This is a genomic window from Pseudomonas sp. IT-P2, assembly GCF_949767575.1.
GTDB lineage: Bacteria > Pseudomonadota > Gammaproteobacteria > Pseudomonadales > Pseudomonadaceae > Aquipseudomonas > Aquipseudomonas pharyngis.
The window spans coordinates 1-18,219 of record NZ_CATKQA010000005.1 but is presented as its reverse complement, the minus strand read 5'-3'; the positions used below and the strand labels follow the sequence as shown (position 1 = coordinate 18,219).

The following is an 18,219-nucleotide window of genomic DNA, read 5'->3' as shown; positions in this document are numbered from 1 at the left end:
GACGGGCCGGCCAGGCCCCGAAGACCACAATAAACATAAAAATCCGAGGTATTCCCGTGGCCGTTGATATCGAAGATAGCCGCTCTGCGCGCTTTGCCTTGCGCTGTTCAAGTTTCGCCGAACGCTGGTTTCCCGACTCCTGGGTATTCGCCGCACTGGCGGTGATCATCGTCGCGCTGGCGACCCTGGCCATGGGCGCCAAACCCACCGACGCCGCCATGGCCTTCGGGGACGGATTCTGGAGCCTGATCCCGTTCACCATGCAGATGGCCTTTGTGGTGATCGGCGGTTACGTGGTGGCCAGTTCGCCGCCCGCCGTAAAGCTGATCGACCGCTTGGCGCGGATACCGAAAAACGGTCGCTCGGCCGTGGCCTGGGTCGCGCTGATTTCGATGGTTGCGTCCTTGCTCAACTGGGGCCTGTCGCTGGTGTTCGGCGGTCTGCTGGTCCGCGCCCTCGCCCGCCGCACCGATCTGAAAATGGACTACCGCGCCGCCGGTGCCGCCGCCTACCTTGGCCTCGGCGCCGTGTGGGCGCTGGGCCTTTCGTCGTCCGCCGCGCAGTTGCAGGCCAACCCGGCCAGCCTGCCGCCGTCGATCCTGTCGATCACCGGGGTGATTCCGTTCACCCAGACGATTTTCCTCTGGCAGTCGGGAGTGATGCTGCTGGCGCTGATCGTGATTTCGATCATCATCGCCTACGCCACCGCGCCCGGCCCGAACTCGGCGCGTGATGCCAAGGCCTGCGGCATCGACCCGGCCTTCAACCTGCCGCCGCTGCAACCTCGTACTCGCCCCGGCGAATGGCTGGAACACAGCCCGCTGCTGATCATCCTGTTGGTGCTGCTGGCGGCCGGATGGCTGTTCCACGAGTTCTCGACCAAACCGGCGATCACCGCGATTTCCGGGCTCAACACCTACAACTTCCTGTTCATCATGCTCGGCGCGTTGCTGCACTGGCGCCCGCGCAGTTTCCTCGATGCAGTGGCGCGCGCCGTGCCGACCACCACCGGGGTGCTGATCCAGTTCCCGCTGTACGGCTCGATCGCCGCGCTGATGACCACGGTCAAGGGCACCGACGCCCAGACCCTGGCCCATCACATCTCGACGTTCTTCGTCAGCATCGCTTCCCACGACACCTATGCATTGCTGATGGGTGTGTACTCGGCGATTCTCGGTTTCTTCATTCCGTCCGGCGGCGGCAAATGGATCATCGAGGCGCCGTACGTGATGCAGGTGGCCAACGATCTGAACTATCACCTTGGCTGGGCGGTGCAGATCTACAACGCCGCCGAAGCCCTGCCGAATCTGATCAACCCGTTCTATATGCTGCCGCTGCTGGGCGTGCTGGGGCTGAAGGCACGGGATCTGATCGGTTTCTCGTTTGTGCAATTGCTGGTGCACACACCGCTGGTGCTGGTGCTGCTGTGGGCGCTGGGCACGACGCTTTCCTATCTACCGCCCGTGATGCCGTAAACGATGACGACAGGGTGCCGGCTCCGGCGCCTTGTCTTGCTCTTCGACAAAAACGCCCCGAACGATCCTTTCTGCGGTTGCCTGTCGCAAATAATGGCTCAGCGCCATCATCTTTCTTTACCGCGCCACTGCCTCGGTAATATTCTTGCGCGCCAATATCTGTTTCATTTTTTGTCTGAGCGCAAAGGGAGTTCGTTGCAATGATCGTCGGGATTGACCTGGGAACCACCAACAGCCTTGTTGCCGTATGGCGCGGCGACGCCACTGAATTGGTGCCCAACGCCCTGGGGCAGTTCCTGACACCCAGCGTGGTGGGGTTGGACGATCAGGGCCGGATTCTGGTCGGACAAGCCGCCCGTGAGCGTCTGCACACTCATCCGCGCCTGACGGCTTCGCTGTTCAAGCGACACATGGGCAGCGCCACGGAGGTTTACCTCGGGGATAAAAAATTCCGCCCGGAAGAGCTGTCGGCGCTGGTGCTCAAGAGCCTGAAAGAAGACGTCGAGCGCACCTACGGCCAGACCGTCACGGAAGCCGTGATCAGCGTTCCGGCCTACTTCAGCGACGCCCAGCGCAAGGCCACGCGCATCGCCGGTGAGCTGGCGGGCCTGAAAGTCGAAAAGCTGATCAACGAACCCACCGCCGCCGCACTCGCCTACGGCCTGCACCAGCGGGACAAGGAAACCTCGTTCCTGGTGTTCGACCTGGGCGGCGGTACGTTCGACGTGTCGATTCTCGAACTCTTCGAAGGTGTCATGGAAGTGCGCGCCAGCGCCGGTGACAACTTCCTCGGTGGCGAGGATTTCGACAACGTGCTGCTCGAGCACTTTATCGATCAGCATCGCAACGTGTCGGATTTCCCCGAGCGCTCCAGCATCCTCCAGCCGCTGCGCCGCGAGGCAGAACGTGTGCGCCGTGCACTGGGCCAGGACGCCAGCGCCGAATTCAGATTGCAGGTCGGCGAAAAACAATGGACGCAGACCATCACCCAGGCGCAAATGGCGACGCTGTACATGCCGCTGCTCGAACGCCTGCGCGCACCGATCGAACGGGCCCTGCGCGACGCACGCATCCGCGTCAGCGACCTCGATGAAATCCTGCTGGTCGGCGGCACCACCCGCATGCCGCTGGTGCGCAAACTCGCCGCCGGGCTGTTCGGCCGTTTCCCTTCGATCAGCCTCGATCCGGATCAGGTGGTCGCTCAGGGTGCTGCGATTCAAGCTGCGCTCAAGGCCCGTTCGGCCGCGCTGGAAGAAGTGGTGCTCACCGATGTCTGCTCCTACACCCTGGGGATCGAGACCTCCACCCAGGTCGGTCGCCAGTATGAGAGCGGTCATTACCTGCCGATCATCGAACGCAACAGCATCGTTCCGGTCAGCCGGGTGAAAACCGTGCAGACCCTTCACGACAACCAGGAACAGGTGGTCGTGAAAATCTTTCAGGGCGAAAGCCGCCTGGTCAAAGACAACGTGGCGCTCGGCCAACTGGACATCAAGGTGCCCAAGCGCAAGGCCGGCGAAGTCGAGCTGGATGTGCGTTTCACCTACGACAACAACGGCTTGCTCGAAGCCCAGGTCAGCATCCCCCTGACCGGTCAGCAGCATTCGCTGGTCATCGAGAACAACCCCGGCGTGCTGACGCCCGAGGAAATCCAGCAGCGTCTGCAAGCTCTGGCGCAATTGAAGATCCATCCACGCGAGCAGCAAGTGAACACCCTGCTCAGTGCACGGCTGGAACGTCTGTATCAGGAAAGCCTGGGCGACCTGCGTGATCAGATCGGCCACTGGGCCAAGCAATTCCAGCACGCCCTGGACTCTCAGGACGAGCGGCAGATCCGTGAGACCCGCACCGAACTGAGCAAGCAGTTGAGCGCCCTCGACCGCAGCCCCTGGCAGTAAGGAAGCACGACATGGAATGCTGGTCCGTCCTGCAACTGCCCGAAGACGCCGGGCTGCGCGATATCAAGCGCAGCTATGCGCGTCTGCTGAAAGTCTTCCGGCCCGATGAGGATGCCGCAGGCTTCCAGCGCCTGCGCGAGGCCTATGAGCGTGCTCTGTCGATTGCCCAGTGGCGCCTTGAAAACGAGGAGACCGACGAGCACGGCGACGTCATGCTTGCTCCGGGTATCGCCGCGCTGGCGGCACAGGAGCAGTCCATGGCCCAGCCGCTGCAGAAGACAGGGACCGATGCGTGGGATTACCCTGCGGCGCTATTCGAACCGGTGACCCCGGCCGCGCCCGAAGCACCGCTCGAGTCGCCGATCTTGCGGGTACAGCCCCTGAATCCGGAGCCTCTTAACCTGGAACCCGAGCAGCCGACTGCCGACCCGGCCATTGAAGCCGCATCGCAATTGCTGAACGGCCTCTCGGAAGCCAACCTGGACGAGCGCTGGGAGCAAGCGCGCCAGCAGGATTGTGCGCAGGCGTTCCAGACATTGTTGCTGACGTTGTGCTTCGATCAGCCCGCCCTGCGCCTTTCGATTGCCCGCTGGGCGGTGCAGCACCTAGGTTGGCTGGGCCCGTGGCAGGAGATCGTTATCGGCGACGGGCAGCGCAGCATTCTCGCCAGCGAGTTGCTGACGGATTACCGGCAATCGCTGGAAACCCTCCTCGCCTCGCAAAACGAGCGCGAATTTCTCGCGCTGCTCAAGACTTACACGGCCCAACCCTGGCTCCAGGTGTTCGACCGTCGGGAACACTGGCAGCAGATCATTCTGCAACTGCTGCAGGACAGAGAGTGGAGCGTTCCGCTGTTCGACCGTATCTCCCAATTATTTGGCTGGGACGACACCAAGGGCATTCATCCGCAACCGGACTGGCTCTGGCAGGCGCTGATCGAGCGCTGCAACCAGGAAAGCCTCTACGACACTCTTTGCTCCCGGGCCGAAGATCAGCGCAACGGGTCGCCCGATGCGCTGGCCGCACGGATGCTGATCAGCCCGATGAAGCCGCGGCAACACAAAGACCTGACCGACCGCTTCATTCCGGCGGACTGGCAGGCCTGCCAACAGTTGTCGGAAACCCTCAAGTGGCGCTTCCCCGACCTGCTTGCCCGCTTGCCCTATGCCGACGTTTTCTACTGGCGACGGTTTCTGCCGCGCTACATCGCCGCCGAAACCTGGTTGCGGTCTTGGGCCGCGATAGCGTTAGCACTGTGGCTGTTCTATCTGCCCGCCGAGCACAAAACCACGGCGATGAGCATCGTCATTCCCCTGGCCTTCGCCTGCGTTCCTGTGTGGTTTTTCCGGATCGGCCTGAGTTATTGGTTTCTGATCAGCGCCCATTTGATCGTTCAGGACCTGTGGTTGACCGAAAGAGTCATTCCACGCCGATGGAATCCTGACACCCGCTGGCTCGTGCTGCGCCATGGCGTGCCGCAAGCCGTCATGATCCTGCTGTTCTCGGTCATGCTCGGTGCCTTGGGAGCCTTCACCTACATCGGCGTAATCGTGATCGGGCTCTGGCACAAGCGGCGCATCGGCACGCTCGACCCGGAGTTCAGCGACAAGCACCCGTGGCTGACCGCACTGCACTGGGCGCATTTCAGCCCGTTGCAACTGCTGTTTCTGGTGGTCATGACCGGCGTGATTCTTGCGAGTCAGCTTGGTTATTCGCTGAAACATCTGTTCCCCGGCTAGGCTTGATGCGGGCCGGATTGCCCCTCCACCAAGGTTTTACCCTCGCTGAAAAGGATCTGAGCATGTTGAAACTTGCAGGCCTCACCCTCGCGGCGCTCACGCTGAGCGCTGCGGCCCACGCCGATGTCGACCTGAAACTGGGCAGCACCGAACGCGTCACCCGCCTCTTCGCCTACCCCAACAATTGCAGCGTGATCTGCTTTCGCAACTGGACGCTGGAGCAGACCGTCGCCCATTACCTGAGCCAGAGCGTGCAGCGTGACGGCTACACCAACGCCAAGGTGCTGGTGAAAAACGACAACGATCAGCTCTATGCCGAAATCAGCGGTGTACCACAGGGCTACGACAAACCGCTGACCGCGCTGCTGGACGCCGGCGATCTGGCCTACACCGGCGCCAGCAAGCTCAACGCCGACGGCAAATGGGCGTACAGCTGGTACCTGTTCCTGCCACTGGGCATGGCCCTGGAAAACCGCAAGAGTGTCGAGCTGCTGCACTTCCCGCCGGATTACTCACTGACCCAGGCCCAGGATTACCTGCGCTCGAACACCACCGACCGCTGGGCAGCGCTGCTGACCGACAATGGCATCCCCGCCGAGCAGACGCCGGCCTACCAGACCATCGTCGACATTGCCCCGATCGCCGCGCCCGCCAGCGCCGGCAAGGATCTGGAAGGCGTGTACGACTACTTCAAGGATTACCAGACCACGATGGTCAAGCAGGTCAGCCAGAACGCCAGCGGTGCCGCGCTGCCGATGGTTGCCTTCGGTGCGCCGGTGCGCAACTGGCTCAAGCAGCAATATGGTGCAACCGTGAATGTGCTGGGCCTGGCGAGCATCAGCCCGAGCGCGGGGGTGAATGTGCCGGTGCTGGGCTCCAACCACCCGAGCTACATCTGGTATGCCGCCGATCCCGAGAGCTACACCGGCGACGATGCCCAGGCCAAGGCCGATGCCGCGGGTCTGAAGGTGATGGGGCAGGACTTGAGCGCCGCCTGCTGGCAGGCCGGGATGGGCAGCAAACCGGGTACCGACCCGAAAACACTGCTCAACAGCTGCACGCAGACCTGGCAAGTGACGCAGAAGGTCAAGACCTGCGAACTGTTCTACACCTCGATCCGCAACCTGAGCCCAGAACAGGCCACGGCCAAGTGCGCCACTGCGCCGATCAAGACTCAGCTGCAACAACTCAATAGTCCGCTGCCGACCACCTCCGCACCGGCCCCCGCGCTCTAAACCGCCAACGTTTCCCGTGTCAGCCTTGGCTGACTCGGGAAAGCGTCTATCTCGCCTGTCAGATCTGACAGTAGACCGCCAGTATCATTTAGGAGATCTTGGATCCAATCACTGTGTTGCAGGACTGACAGGACGTCAGCCGAGGGATGTCGCGACACCGAGCCAACAGGGAGCGTTATGAACACTTACGCATTATCGGGTAAACCGGCACGCGATACAGAGGGCATTTATCCTTTTGCCGGACTCCCCGTCCGCCTGGGATTTCCGTCGAAGCAGGATTTCGAGATTGTTCACGATCCCGAGGGCTTGGCCATCGCTGTGGTAGCGTGCCGAGAATTTCTGCGTATCACTCGAATATGCCGGTTTTCGGGCCAACTGCTGCCCTATCGCTGCCGGCAGACAAGGCAACTGCTGGCCGGCATCCATCTGTACGACCCGCGTTTTTGTGGCGCATTCGAGCATTGCTGCGACCCGAACACCTTTCTCGACATGAGCGAGTTATGGGTGTGGGCCCTGCGCGATATTGTGGAGGGTGAAAGGCTGACCATCGATTACACCGCCACCGAAGACAAACTGCTGCGGCAGTTTGCCTGTGGTTGCGGGTCCTCGAACTGCCGTGGGTGGATCACCGGTTACGACGAAACACCCAATCGTGAAGGCCAGCGCTATTTGCTGAACTGGCGGCGTCGGCAAGGTTTACGCTGAACGACCGATCAAGGCGCGCCGACCGGACGCAAACGGTACTGCGGCGGCAATTGCTCGAAACCGCTGATCGTGGTGTTCAGACTTTTCCAGCGACCATCCTTGATGCCGTAGATGCAGCCGTGGATCGACAGGCTCTGCCCGCGATGCCAGGCGTTCTGGATGATGCTGGTGTGGGCGACGTTAGCCACTTGCTGGATCACGTTGAGTTCGCACAGACGGTCGACCTGTTCTTCTTCGGTCGGCAGCTTGGCCAGTTCTTCGCGTTTTTCGTAGTACAGGTCGCGGATCGAACGCAGCCAGCCATCGATCAGGCCGAACTGGCGATCCTGCATCGAAGCCCGCACGCCGCCGCAGCCGTAGTGCCCGGTCACCAGGATGTGTTTGACCTTGAGCACGTCCACCGCGTACTGGATCACCGACAGGCAGTTGAGGTCGGTGTGCAGCACCACGTTGGCGACGTTGCGGTGAACGAACAGATCGCCCGGCAGCATGCCGACGATTTCGTTGGCCGGCACCCGTGCGTCGGAGCAGCCGATCCACAGATATTCAGGCGTCTGCTGACGGGCCAGCTTGGCGAAGAAATCCGGGTCTTCCTTGGTGATCGCGTCAGCCCAACGCTCGTTGTTATCAATCAGGTCTTGTAAGTCATGCATGCTGTAAGGCCTCAAGAAAGATGCGCTGGTAGGACAGTCGACCGCCCGTCGGGGTCACGCAGGAATCGCGGGTGATTTGCTTTGAATTCTCGTGCGCCCGGTGAGTCCACCTCAGTAAGGCCCACAGTATGAGGATTTGCCATGACTGATTCACGACGTCCATATGATGCGGTGCAACCGGAGCCCATCGATGACAACGAAGACCGCATGGGTTCGGTGCACGAGCTGGACTTCGACGACGAAGAGCCCAGTGCGAAGATCGGCGATGAACTGCCCGAACGCGAGCGCGAGCAGCTTATGCCACGCGAGCGCGTGCGCGAAGCCGGTTTGACCGGGGCATCGACCGCCGATCACGAGCCCACCGACGACGACCTCAGCCCGGAAACCCTGATCCATGAGGACGGTGCCCGGGATGCCCAGGAACTCGGAGAAGGCAATCAGGCCGATTGGGATCTGAGCGTGGTCGACGAGGACGACATCGGCGGCGGCAATGGGCTGGATGAAGCGGAACTGGCGCGCCGCGATCCGCTGGATCGCAAGCGCTGAGGACTCCTGCCGCGATCAGTCGACGAGCGTGCAAGCCATGACCACGGCATCTTCACGCCCGCCGACCGCCGGGTAGTAATCCCGGCGCCGGCCGATCTCGTTGAAGCCATAACGTTCGTACAGGCGAAACGCCGAGGTGTTGCTGTCGCGCACTTCCAGGAAACATTCCCGGGCATTGGCGGCGTAGGCGCGTGACATCAGGTATTCGAGCAGGGTCAGCCCCAGCCCGCGCCCCTGGTTTTCCGGCTTGACCGTGATATTGAGCAGATGCGCCTCGTCCAGAATGATTTGCACCACTCCGTGTCCCACCTGTTGCTCGCCTTCAAACATCAGCCAGATCTGGTACTTGCCCAGGCCGTCGAGAAAAATCCCGCGAGTCCATGGATGGCTGTACGCGGCGAATTCAATCTTCAACACAGCGTCCAGATCCGCCTCGGTCATCGGGCGAAACGATACAGCGTCACTCATTCGATTCTTTCCAGCGCGCCATCAGCCGACGCATGGCTTGCCACACGGCGGCCTTGCGCTGTGGCTCTTCCATCAACAATTCCAGCCCCGGCACGGCCCACGCCAGGCCAAGACCCTCGATTTGCAATTCACGGTTGAACGCCTCGGCATCCGCCTCACCGGCAAAGCGCACCGCCGGCAGGCCGATCAGCCACAGGCAGACGCACGGCGCCGCCTCCATCTGCACCGACAGGAAACCCTGGACGAAATCCCGGGCCGCTTCAGGTCCCTGATCCATCGTGCCGCGATTCAGCCATGGCCAGCGCACCGGCTCACCGACAATCTGCGGCGCGTCCGGCAGGCCGGCGGCACGCAGCATGTCCTTGAGCAACAGATAAGCAGGATCGCGCGACTGGAAGGCTTCGCCTGTGGGTAACTCCACCAGCAGCAGGCAACGGCCGGCGCGCAGCAATTGCAGGGCGAAACGCGGTGGCGGTACCGGCGCCGGCTTGGCCACCACGGGTGTGTCGTCGACTTCTTCGACCGGTTTGGCGCCCGTACGGGTGCTGGCCAGCGAAGGTCGCGGAACCTCGATCTTCGGCCGCTCGACCGGACGCGCGGCCGGCTGCTCCGGCGCTTCGGCCGGGGTTGCCGGAATCACCGGCGCGGCAATCTCGGGCTCGGGCATGTCCAGCAGCTCGGGCCGCGACGGTGCGGCAAAGGGCAATTCGGTGCGCGGCAGCCAGTTGACCACCTGCATGGCGTTCAAATAGGCGCGGCGGCGGGACTCGATTAGCAAGGGTCGGCCACTTGTGGATAACTGAAGTGCGCTGATTCTACAGCCCTTCGCTCAAGATCGCCCGCTGTTGATCGATACCTTGACGCAAAGAAAAGCGACAGCCCGTCCCGAGAGTGAATCGCATCCTTCGTGATGCAGTACAATCGCGGCTTTTAATCGCCAACCAGCCGGCCATTCCGATGATCGAACCCAAGCGCGTCTTGCGCGCCCTCGCTGAACACTGGGCACTTCTGGAGCCACTGTGCGAGCACTTCGACCAGGGCACCCTGAGCCTCAACGAACTGCGCACGCAACTGGCCGCCCAACAACTGGACAGCACGCCGCAGGACATCACCAGTCTGCTCGACGTGTGGATCCGCCTCGACATTCTGGTTCCCGTGGCCAAGAGCCCGAACCGTTTCGAGCTCAATGCGCAGATTCACGACTTCCTCGCCTACCTGCGCCGGGAACACCGTCTGGGCCTGTGCCTGGAAATCGAAGCCTATCTGCGTCACCTCGAGCGTCTGGCCGGTTATATCCAGGACGCGTTCGATGTCCGTGACGGCAATGATCTGGCGCGTCAGTTGCGTCTGCTCGACATGCGCGTGCGCGACGTTCTGAAGAAACTCGACAACGACGAACAGGCGCTGGTGGCCGTGGCCGAACGGGCCAAGACCAGCGACCGGCAGATCCCGCTGCGTCAGCGTTATGCCGAAGTGCTGGCGACCTGGGACGAATATGTCGAGCCGATGATCGATCTGGTGAACGCCGACGGCGCCTTCGAGCAAGGCGTGCGCAAGGTCGAAACCGTGCTGCTGAAGATGCTCAGCGAACAGCAGCGCCTCGGCCATCTGGTCGATGACGACATGCTGCTGCGCACCCATGCGCGCATCCTCGAAATGCAGACCAGCGCCCAGTTGACCCTGCGTCACGCCCGCGAGCTGCTGCTGCCGCTGCGTGAAGAAGCCCGCCGACACAACGCCGTGACCCGTGGCGCTGCGCTGGCGCTGGCCGCGATCCGCCGCAAAGGCATCGACGCCGTGCCGCAAGCCGCGATGCCGCTGTTCACCCGGCCGCAAAGCACCTTCCTCGGCAGCGCCAGCCAGGTTGAAGCCTACGTCTACGCCCTGGCCCGTTTCGAGCCGAAACCGGCGCGTTTCCCCAAGGCGCACAAGTCGCAGAAGACTGGCGATGCTCCGCGTGCACCGCGCACCGTGCGCGAGATGGTCGACCGCTGCGAAGAGTCCCTGCCGATGCCGGATCTGATGACTTGGCTGCTGGAGCAGGAACCGGACGGCGCCACCGACGAATTGCTGTACTGGTTCTCGCGCCTGTCGCGGGAAAAACGCTTCAAGCGCGAGCGTCTGGAACGCCGCGAATACCACACTCACGAGCACCAGGTCAGCCTGCGCTCCTTCGCCCTGCTCTCGGCCGGCGACACCGCCGCCGAGGATTCTGCGAGCATCCCCAATGCATCTTGATCTATCCGAACTGTCGCAACTCGCGCCGATCTTCCGCGAGCTGTTCAAGGGTTACCACGTCAGCCGCCGCGATCCGGAGCTGTACGCACAACTGTCGAACTTCCAGGACCAGTACCGCACGCTGTTCAAGGCACTGGGTTTCGAACTGGTCTGTGATACCCGTGGTTTCTACTACTTCGTCCCGGACATGGCCGCAGCGGCGGTGAACAAGACTGCCCAGCGTCTGGCGCTGTTCACTTTCATCCTGGTCGAACATCTGGCCGATCAGGGCCGCGACCCGATCGCCGTGCTCGACGGTGGCAGCCTCGGCCGTGAAGAACTGCCATCGCTGCTGGAAAAGTACCGCGACCTGTTCATCCAGGCCGAAGTGCAGACCGTCGAAGAACTCGAAGAAAAAATCATGCGCCGCATGACCCAGCTCGGCTTCGCCAGCGAAGAAAACGGCGTGTACCGTTTCCTGCCGCCGATGCACCGGTTCCTCGACGTCTGCCTGTCGGTTCAGCAGGACCGCGATCTGGCGGCCAGCGTGCACAGCGTTCTGCCGCTGCCGGCACCGGTGCTGATCGACGAAGAGGCCGAGGCGAAATTCCTCGCCACCGACGACCCGCTCGATCTCAGCGAATTTGAGGAAGAGAGCGAAGAAGACGCACTGGCCCGCGCCATTGCCGAAGAACAGGAGTCCGACGCATGAGCCAGGAACGCTACGGCATCCGCCGCTTTGCCCTTTTGAACACCGCCGGTTACAGCCTCGGCCTGTTCCCGCTGGAAGAACCGCTGTCGGTCTACGGCGCAAACAACCTCGGTAAATCCGCCTCGATCAACGCCTTGCAGTTCCCGATCCTGGCGCGCATGTCGGACATGAGTTTCGGCAAGTACAGCCTGGAGCAGTCCCGGCGCTTCTACTTTGCCTCCGACACCAGCTACATCCTCGTCGAAGTGAACCTGCCTCATGGCCCGCACGTGATCGGCGTGGTCGGTCGCGGCCCGGGCGGCGGTTTCGGTCACCAGTTCTTTGCCTACGCCGGCAAGCTCGATCTGGCGCACTACCAGAAAAACGACACTTGCCTGCGGCAGAAAGAGCTATTCAGCAACCTTGAGAAAGAAGGCCTGAAAGCCTACGAACTCAAGCCTGATGAGCTGCGTCGCTTGCTGGTTGGCGGTCACACGTCGATCCCGCTGGATCTGACGCTGATCCCGCTGCGCTCCACCAGCGAGCAGAGCCTGAAGACCTTCCGCGCGCTGTTCATCAACCTGCTGCACATGCGCGAAATCACCGCGGCCAAGCTCAAGCAGCTGTTCCTCGATGCGTTCGAACACAGCCTGCGTTCCGGCAGCGTCGACTACATTGCGGCGTGCGAAGAAGCCTTCCGCGATGTACGTCGCATGGAACAGGACTACAACTCGCTGGTGGCTGCCGGCCCGCTGGTCGAAGCCTTGGCCAACGGCGTGAAACAGCGCGATGTACTGCGCGGCAAACTGCATCGCCTGTCGCCGCTGCTCGACTCGTTGCTCGGCACCTGGTCGGATTACGCCACGGCGCGCAAGGAAGAGCTGACCATTCAGGCCGAGCATTACCGTCGTGAGCAGGACGATCTGCAAAACGATCAGCGTGGCGGCACTCAGGAACTAATGCGTCTGGAACGGGAAATCTCCGGCATCCAGCGCTGGCTCGGCGAGTTGTCCGTTCTGAAGAACCGCTTCGCCCTGGTCGATGACGTCAAGGTTCTTGAGCAGCAACTGCTGGCGGCCAAGGACGCTCACGACGAACTGGCCGGTGCGCTGGCGCAGTCTCGTCAGTTCAGTGCCGAGGATCTCGAAGAACGTCTTCGCGATCTGGAAAAACGCCTGAAGTCGGTGAAGCAGCAACTCGATCACGCCGACAACAACAGCTACGCCCGCCTGCGGGAAGAATTCTCGCAACAGGACGTCGAGCGCCTGATGCGCCTGTTCAACAGCGCACTGTTCAGCCTGCCGCTGGGCGAACATGGCATCACTCTCGACGAGGACGGCGAGTGGGTGAAATCCGTCGAGCTGATCCTCGACGGCTTCAAGGGCGAGCGTTTCGAAGTGCCGGGCCTGTCGATCGACATCTCGCACATCGAGCCGCCGGCCCTGCAAGCGCTGGCCGACCGTGCCGCGTTGCGCGACCAGAAAGAGCGTCTGGAAAAAGAGCTTAAGCAACTCAAGACCCAGCAAGCGGTGGCCGCCGACCGCGCCGCGAGCAAGACCCAGACCGAAGCGCTGTACCAGCAGGTGCTGGATGCGCAGAAGGCGCTGGAAGACTTCCGCCGCACCCAGACGCTGAGCGCCGAAGAAGGCGACAAGCTGGAGCAACTGGCGCAGATGGAAGCCGCGCAGGACGAACTCAAGCGCTCCAGCGATGCGTTCACCGAGCGCGTCCAGCAGCTGTCGGCCAAGCTGCAACTGGTCGGCCGGCAGATTGCCGACATGGAAGCCAAGCAGCGCACCCTCGACGATGCCCTGCGTCGTCGTCAGCTGCTGCCGGCAGATCTGCCGTTCGGTACGCCGTTCATGGATCCGGTCGACGATTCGATGGACAACCTGCTGCCGCTGCTCAACGACTATCAGGACAGCTGGCAAGGCCTGCTGCGCGCCGATGGCCAGATCGAAGCGCTGTACGCGCAGGTGCGCCTTAAAGGCGTAGCCAAGTTCGACAGTGAAGACGACATGGAGCGTCGTCTGTCGCTGCTGATCAACGCTTACGCGCACCGTACCGACGAAGCCCTGACCCTGGGCAAGGCCCGTCGTGCAGCCGTGACCGATATCGCACGGACCCTGCGCAACATCCGCAGCGACTACGACAGCCTCGAGCACCAACTGGCGCTGTTCAACCGCGAGATCAACAAGCGTCAGGTGTCCAACCTGCAGAGCTTCCGTATCGTGCTGGCGCCGAACAAGGAAGCGCTCAAGCACATCGACCAGATCATCCACAGCGCCGGTCAGTACGAGGAAGGCGAAACCCTGTCGGTGTTCGACCTGAGCCAAAGTGCGGAACAGGACAACAAGAACGAAGAGGCCAAGGAATACCTGGCGCGGCTGGTGGCGGCGAACCACAACCAGCTCGGTCTCAAGGACTTGTTCGAACTGGCGTTCGAGATCACCAAGGTCAACGGCCAGCCGGTTATCCACACCGACATCGATGGCGCAGCGTCCAACGGCACCACGATGACCATCAAGGCGCTGACCAACATGTACCTGTTGCTGCACTTGATGGACCGCGACCTGGCCGGTCGCGTGCGCCTGCCGTACTACCTCGACGAGGCGGCGGACATCGACGAGAAGAACCAGGCTGCGCTGCTGGAAACCAGCCTGCAACTGGGCTTCGTGCCGATTCTGGCGAGCGTGAAGCCGCAGGTCTGCGCCAGTGTCGCCATCGACCTGGAAGGCGGCAGCGGCCCGGCCGGTATCTACATCGACGAGGCGGACTGGAAGTACATCCGTCGCCACGATGTGGTGAAGGCCACCATCAATGTCCAGGCCGACGAGCCGGAGCTGGATGCGGTTTGATGCGTAACTGACGGGCACAAAAAAGGGCCGCGATCCATTGGATCGCGGCCCTTTTTCATGGGCTCTGGATTATTTGCCGAGAGGGATTTTCGGCGCCCAGTTCAGCCACTCGTCTTCGAACTTGTCGAAGAGCGGGAAGGTTTGTTCGGCGCGCGCGGGGTTGCCCATCTGCTCGCCGTCCGGCGTGGCGAAGGCGATACCGCCCTGAATCACTGTCTCCAAAGACTCGGTGCGTACGGTCACGCCTTTGAACAGGCCGATGTCGAAACCGACGCCGCTGGTGTTCCAGAAGCGACTGCCGCTGCGCACCAGTGGCGCGTATTTCGGTTCGATCAGGATGTGCACCAGTACGCGATCCGCTGTCTGGCCCAGTTCGTAACCGGTGACTTTGCCCACGGTGATTTCGCGGTAGGTGACCGGCACACCCGGCTTCAGCGAACCGCGACGGGCAGCGCTCAATACCAGACTCAAGCCGGCCTCTTGCTTGGTGACTTCCGGCGGATTGGCCAGGGCCACGAAGTTCTTCTGCGGGCCGAGGTTCTTCGCCGCAGGTTGCACTTCGATGTACTGGCCGGTGACCAGGGTCTCCAGGTTCGAGGTCTTGATCAGACCCAACTCCGGTTTGACCACCCAGAACTGACTGCCGACTCGAGCAATCTTCTCCGGCACTTCAGTGATGCGCGCGGTGAGGATTACCGATTGCAGATCATCGGTCAGGTCGACACTTTCGATCTTGCCCACGTCCAGGCCTTTGAAGCGAACCGGGGTGCCACTGCGCAAACCGTCCGCGCGATCGACCTTGATGGTGACGACGGCGCCTTTCTGATTCGCTTCATCATGGTTGGCGAACAAACGGAAGCGCGGGATGCGCTTTTGTAGCGGGGCCTTGGCTTGCGGCGTCTCGAAAGCGATGCCGCCGGCCATCAGGGTCTGCAACGATTCACTCTTGACCTGAATCCCACCGGTCAAACCGCCGGTCAGCGTGACGCCGCTGACGTTCCAGAACCGGGTCGAAGCGTTGACCAGGTTTTCGTATTCCTTCTCGATGTGGACGCCGATCACCAGTTGTTTGCGGGTCTTGGAGAACTGATAGCTCTGCACCGAACCGACCTTGACCTGCTTGTAGAGGATCGGACTGCCGACATCGATCGAGCCGAGGGTGTCGGTGAACAGCACCAGATGCAGACCGGGTGCGCGCAGATCCAGCGGCGGCGCTTTTGGCCGGGCTTCGAATTCACGTTGTGGCGCACCACCCTTGTCGCCCGGGCGTACGGCGATGTAGTTACCTTTTACCAACGCTTCCAGACCGGTGATGCCAGCCAGGGAGATCGATGGTTTGACCACCCAGAACTGCGTGCCGGTCACCAGATAGTCTTCGGCCAGCGGGTCGAGGGTCAGTTCGGCGGTCGCGCTGGACAGATCCGGATCGATCTTCAGCGCTTTCAGGTTACCGACCTGAATGCCCTTGTACATCACCGGAGTGCGCCCGGCTTGCAGGCCTTCGAAATCGCTGAGTTTGACCTTCACGCGGATGCCGGCGGCGGCCGCATCGAAGTCTTCGTAGAGACGGAACGGCAGGCTTGGATCGGTGGGCGGGCTGTCCTTGCGGTTCTCCGGGGTGGCAAAGGCAATACCGCCGGCGACGATGCTGGCCAGGGATTCGCTGCGCACTTTCACGCCGGACAGGTTGGCGTCGATGCTGATGCCGCTGGCGTTCCAGAACCGTGTGTGTTTGCGCACCAGTTTGGCGTAGGTCGGTTCGATGAACACCTTCAGTTCGACCGTGCTCTGGTCTTCCGACAGCACGTAACTCTTGATCTGACCGACTTTGATCTGCTTGTAGAACACCGGGCTGCCACGGTTCAGCGAACCGAGGCGATCAGCCTTGATCGTCAGGTGCAAACCGGGTTTGGAGTCCGACAGCGGCGGCTCCTCGGCCAGGGCCTTGAACTTTCGGGTCGGCTCGCCTTCACCAGGGCTGATAGCGACGTAGTTACCCGATACCAGAGTTTCCAGCCCCGTGATCCCGGCCAGCGTCACGCTCGGCTTGACCAGCCAGAAACGGGTACTGGTCTTCAGGTACTGATCGACATCCTTGTTCATCTCGATAGTTGCGATGACACCTTTGGAGTTGCCTTCATCATCGAGCTTGAGGGTTTTCACCTTGCCGACCGGCATGCCTTTGTAGACCACTTCGGTCTTGTTGGCCTGAATGCCTTCACCGCTTTCAAAACGCACCTGAATCTCGATACCGGTTTCATTGTAGGCACGCCAGCCGAGCCAGCCGCCGATAATCAGAGCGATCAGGGGCAGCACCCAGATGGCAGACCAGTTCGAAGCCGGTCGGGTTTTAGCTACAGGCAAATCAGTCATGGTCGGCGTCCGACTCCGTGTTATCCCAAATCAGTCGGGGATCGAAAGTGACAGCGGCGAGCATCGTCAGAATCACCACACTGGCGAAGGCGATGGCGCCAAGATTGGCTTCGACACTGGCAAGCCGGCCGAAGTTGACGACCGCCACCAGAATGGCGATCACGAAAATATCGAGCATCGACCAGCGGCCAATAAACTCGATGAAGCGATACATCCAGATCCGCTGACGTGCGGACAAGGGCTGGCGGCGCTGTACGGAAAACAGAAGCAGCGCGATGCCCACCAGCTTGAAGGTCGGCACCAGGATACTGGCGATGAACACCACGGCGGCGATGGGAATCATGCCGTGCTGCACCAATTGGATGACACCGGACATGATCGTGCTCGGATCCCCCTGACCAAGCGAGCTGACGGTCATGATCGGCAGCACGTTGGCCGGGATGTAGATAATCGCGGCCGTGATCAACAGCGCCCACGTTCGCGCAAGACTGTTGGGCCGCCGGGCGTGAACCAGCGCACCGCATCGGGTGCAGGTCTGCACATCGCTGTCGGTATCCTGCCTGTTCAGTTCGTGGCATTCGGTACAGATCAGAATGCCTGCATCAATCGCCCGCATGGGCATCTTCTCCTGATAACGCCTGCCAGATCTGGTGCGGCGACATCACCACTTCAAGCCAGACCTGAACCAGTAACAAACCGATGAAACATGCCAGACCGAGGCCGACGGTGATGGCCGCCATGTCCGCCAGTTTGACGATCGCGACAAGGACGCCCATGAGGTAGACCTCAAGCATGCCCCAGTCTTTGAGGTGGTGATAAATGCGGTAGAGCAACAGACCATAGCTGCGGCCGATATTGAAGCGGATTGTGAGTAAAACGAACAACTGGCAGAGCAGCTTGAGCAGCGGTATAGCCATGCTGCATAGAAACACGACGATCGAAACGCCCTGCATATCAGTGTTGAACAGACCGAGCACACCGCTCCATACCGTATCCTGCGAGGATTGCCCGAGGATATTGAGCTGCATGATGGGTAAAAAGTTTGCCGGGATATACAACAGCAATGCCGCAATCACCAGGGCAAGGCTACGCTGCACCACATTATGGCGATGGGCATACAGTTCGTAACCGCAACGTGGACAGAGGGCTTTTTCGCCATGAGCAAGGGTTGGCTTGCGCATCAGCAGGTCGCACTCGTGACAGGCCACCAAGTCTTCCAGCGGTAATTCTGACAGCCCTTGGGCGCCAACCGGATCTGACATAAAGGCTCTGGCTCCGAAAAAGGTGGGGCTATTCTAGTGTTCTGATTCGAAAATAACTGTGCAAATTTGTTCGCTGTCGCGAGTAAAAACTTTTCAACG

15 protein-coding genes are annotated in these 18,219 nt (G+C 61.4%); 9 read left to right on the top strand and 6 right to left on the bottom strand.

What is annotated here, in order from left to right; translation table 11 throughout:
• Window positions 1-56: 56 nt before the first annotated feature.
• The 5 genes from ACM6JM_RS03715 to ACM6JM_RS03695 all read left to right on the top strand — a co-directional run bounded on the left by ACM6JM_RS03715 (window position 57) and on the right by ACM6JM_RS03695 (window position 7,052).
• Entirely contained in the window at window positions 57-1,475 is a 1,419-nt protein-coding gene (locus tag ACM6JM_RS03715) for a short-chain fatty acid transporter (RefSeq protein WP_039766372.1), read from the top strand.
• A 200-nt stretch (window positions 1,476-1,675) separates the two neighbouring features.
• Entirely contained in the window at window positions 1,676-3,373 is a 1,698-nt protein-coding gene (locus ACM6JM_RS03710) for a molecular chaperone HscC (protein ID WP_414881356.1), read from the top strand.
• An 11-nt stretch (window positions 3,374-3,384) separates the two neighbouring features.
• The gene (locus tag ACM6JM_RS03705) at window positions 3,385-5,112 is read left to right on the top strand and encodes a J domain-containing protein (RefSeq protein ID WP_414881355.1); all 1,728 of its coding nucleotides are present in this window, start codon (window positions 3,385-3,387) and stop codon (window positions 5,110-5,112) included.
• Between the two features lie 62 nt (window positions 5,113-5,174).
• Window positions 5,175-6,347 carry a hypothetical protein gene (locus ACM6JM_RS03700; protein WP_085668212.1) on the top strand — a complete coding sequence of 391 codons (1,173 nt, stop codon included), beginning with the start codon at window positions 5,175-5,177 and terminating at the stop codon, window positions 6,345-6,347.
• Between the two features lie 177 nt (window positions 6,348-6,524).
• Complete coding sequence (locus tag ACM6JM_RS03695; protein WP_039766379.1) at window positions 6,525-7,052, top strand: lysine methyltransferase; 528 nt, start codon at window positions 6,525-6,527, stop codon at window positions 7,050-7,052.
• 8 nt (window positions 7,053-7,060) lie between these two features.
• On the opposite strand, the gene can is transcribed toward ACM6JM_RS03695, so the two are convergent.
• Window positions 7,061-7,705, bottom strand: a complete 645-nt coding sequence (can, locus tag ACM6JM_RS03690) for a carbonate dehydratase (protein WP_007951756.1) — start codon at window positions 7,703-7,705, stop codon at window positions 7,061-7,063.
• A gap of 141 nt (window positions 7,706-7,846) precedes the next feature.
• Here can and ACM6JM_RS03685 point away from each other — a divergent pair, with 141 nt between their 5' ends.
• Window positions 7,847-8,251, top strand: a complete 405-nt coding sequence (locus ACM6JM_RS03685; RefSeq protein ID WP_039766381.1) for a hypothetical protein — start codon at window positions 7,847-7,849, stop codon at window positions 8,249-8,251.
• Between the two features lie 15 nt (window positions 8,252-8,266).
• On the opposite strand, the gene rimI is transcribed toward ACM6JM_RS03685, so the two are convergent.
• The gene (gene rimI, locus ACM6JM_RS03680; RefSeq protein WP_039766383.1) at window positions 8,267-8,719 is read right to left on the bottom strand and encodes a ribosomal protein S18-alanine N-acetyltransferase; all 453 of its coding nucleotides are present in this window, start codon (window positions 8,717-8,719) and stop codon (window positions 8,267-8,269) included.
• Window positions 8,712-9,458, bottom strand: coding sequence for a hypothetical protein (locus ACM6JM_RS03675; protein WP_039766385.1), 747 nt, complete (start codon window positions 9,456-9,458; stop codon window positions 8,712-8,714). Before ACM6JM_RS03675 ends, rimI begins: the two co-directional genes overlap by 8 nt.
• A gap of 218 nt (window positions 9,459-9,676) precedes the next feature.
• Between ACM6JM_RS03675 and mksB the strand changes: the two genes are divergently transcribed.
• Genes mksB through mksF form a run of 3 tightly spaced genes read left to right on the top strand, consistent with a single transcriptional unit; the run spans window position 9,677 to window position 14,485 of the window.
• The gene (gene mksB / locus ACM6JM_RS03670) at window positions 9,677-10,957 is read left to right on the top strand and encodes an Mks condensin complex protein MksB (RefSeq protein ID WP_162803847.1); all 1,281 of its coding nucleotides are present in this window, start codon (window positions 9,677-9,679) and stop codon (window positions 10,955-10,957) included.
• Window positions 10,947-11,648 (top strand): Mks condensin complex protein MksE, encoded by a 702-nt coding sequence (mksE, locus tag ACM6JM_RS03665; protein ID WP_011335946.1) that lies wholly within the window; start codon window positions 10,947-10,949, stop codon window positions 11,646-11,648. The genes mksB and mksE overlap by 11 nt, the downstream gene beginning before the upstream one ends.
• Window positions 11,645-14,485 (top strand): Mks condensin complex protein MksF, encoded by a 2,841-nt coding sequence (mksF, locus tag ACM6JM_RS03660; protein WP_039766389.1) that lies wholly within the window; start codon window positions 11,645-11,647, stop codon window positions 14,483-14,485. Before mksE ends, mksF begins: the two co-directional genes overlap by 4 nt.
• A 69-nt stretch (window positions 14,486-14,554) precedes the next feature.
• Here mksF and ACM6JM_RS03655 read toward each other — a convergent pair whose 3' ends face one another.
• From ACM6JM_RS03655 to ACM6JM_RS03645, 3 genes are read right to left on the bottom strand one after another with little or no spacing between them, the layout of a single operon-like run.
• Window positions 14,555-16,858 carry a PqiB family protein gene (locus ACM6JM_RS03655; RefSeq protein WP_210710072.1) on the bottom strand — a complete coding sequence of 768 codons (2,304 nt, stop codon included), beginning with the start codon at window positions 16,856-16,858 and terminating at the stop codon, window positions 14,555-14,557.
• Entirely contained in the window at window positions 16,851-17,474 is a 624-nt protein-coding gene (locus ACM6JM_RS03650; protein WP_007951771.1) for a paraquat-inducible protein A, read from the bottom strand. Before ACM6JM_RS03650 ends, ACM6JM_RS03655 begins: the two co-directional genes overlap by 8 nt.
• A complete protein-coding gene (locus tag ACM6JM_RS03645; RefSeq protein ID WP_414881354.1) occupies window positions 17,461-18,120 on the bottom strand; it encodes a paraquat-inducible protein A in 660 nt (219 codons plus the stop codon). Before ACM6JM_RS03645 ends, ACM6JM_RS03650 begins: the two co-directional genes overlap by 14 nt.
• Window positions 18,121-18,219 lie beyond the last annotated feature (99 nt).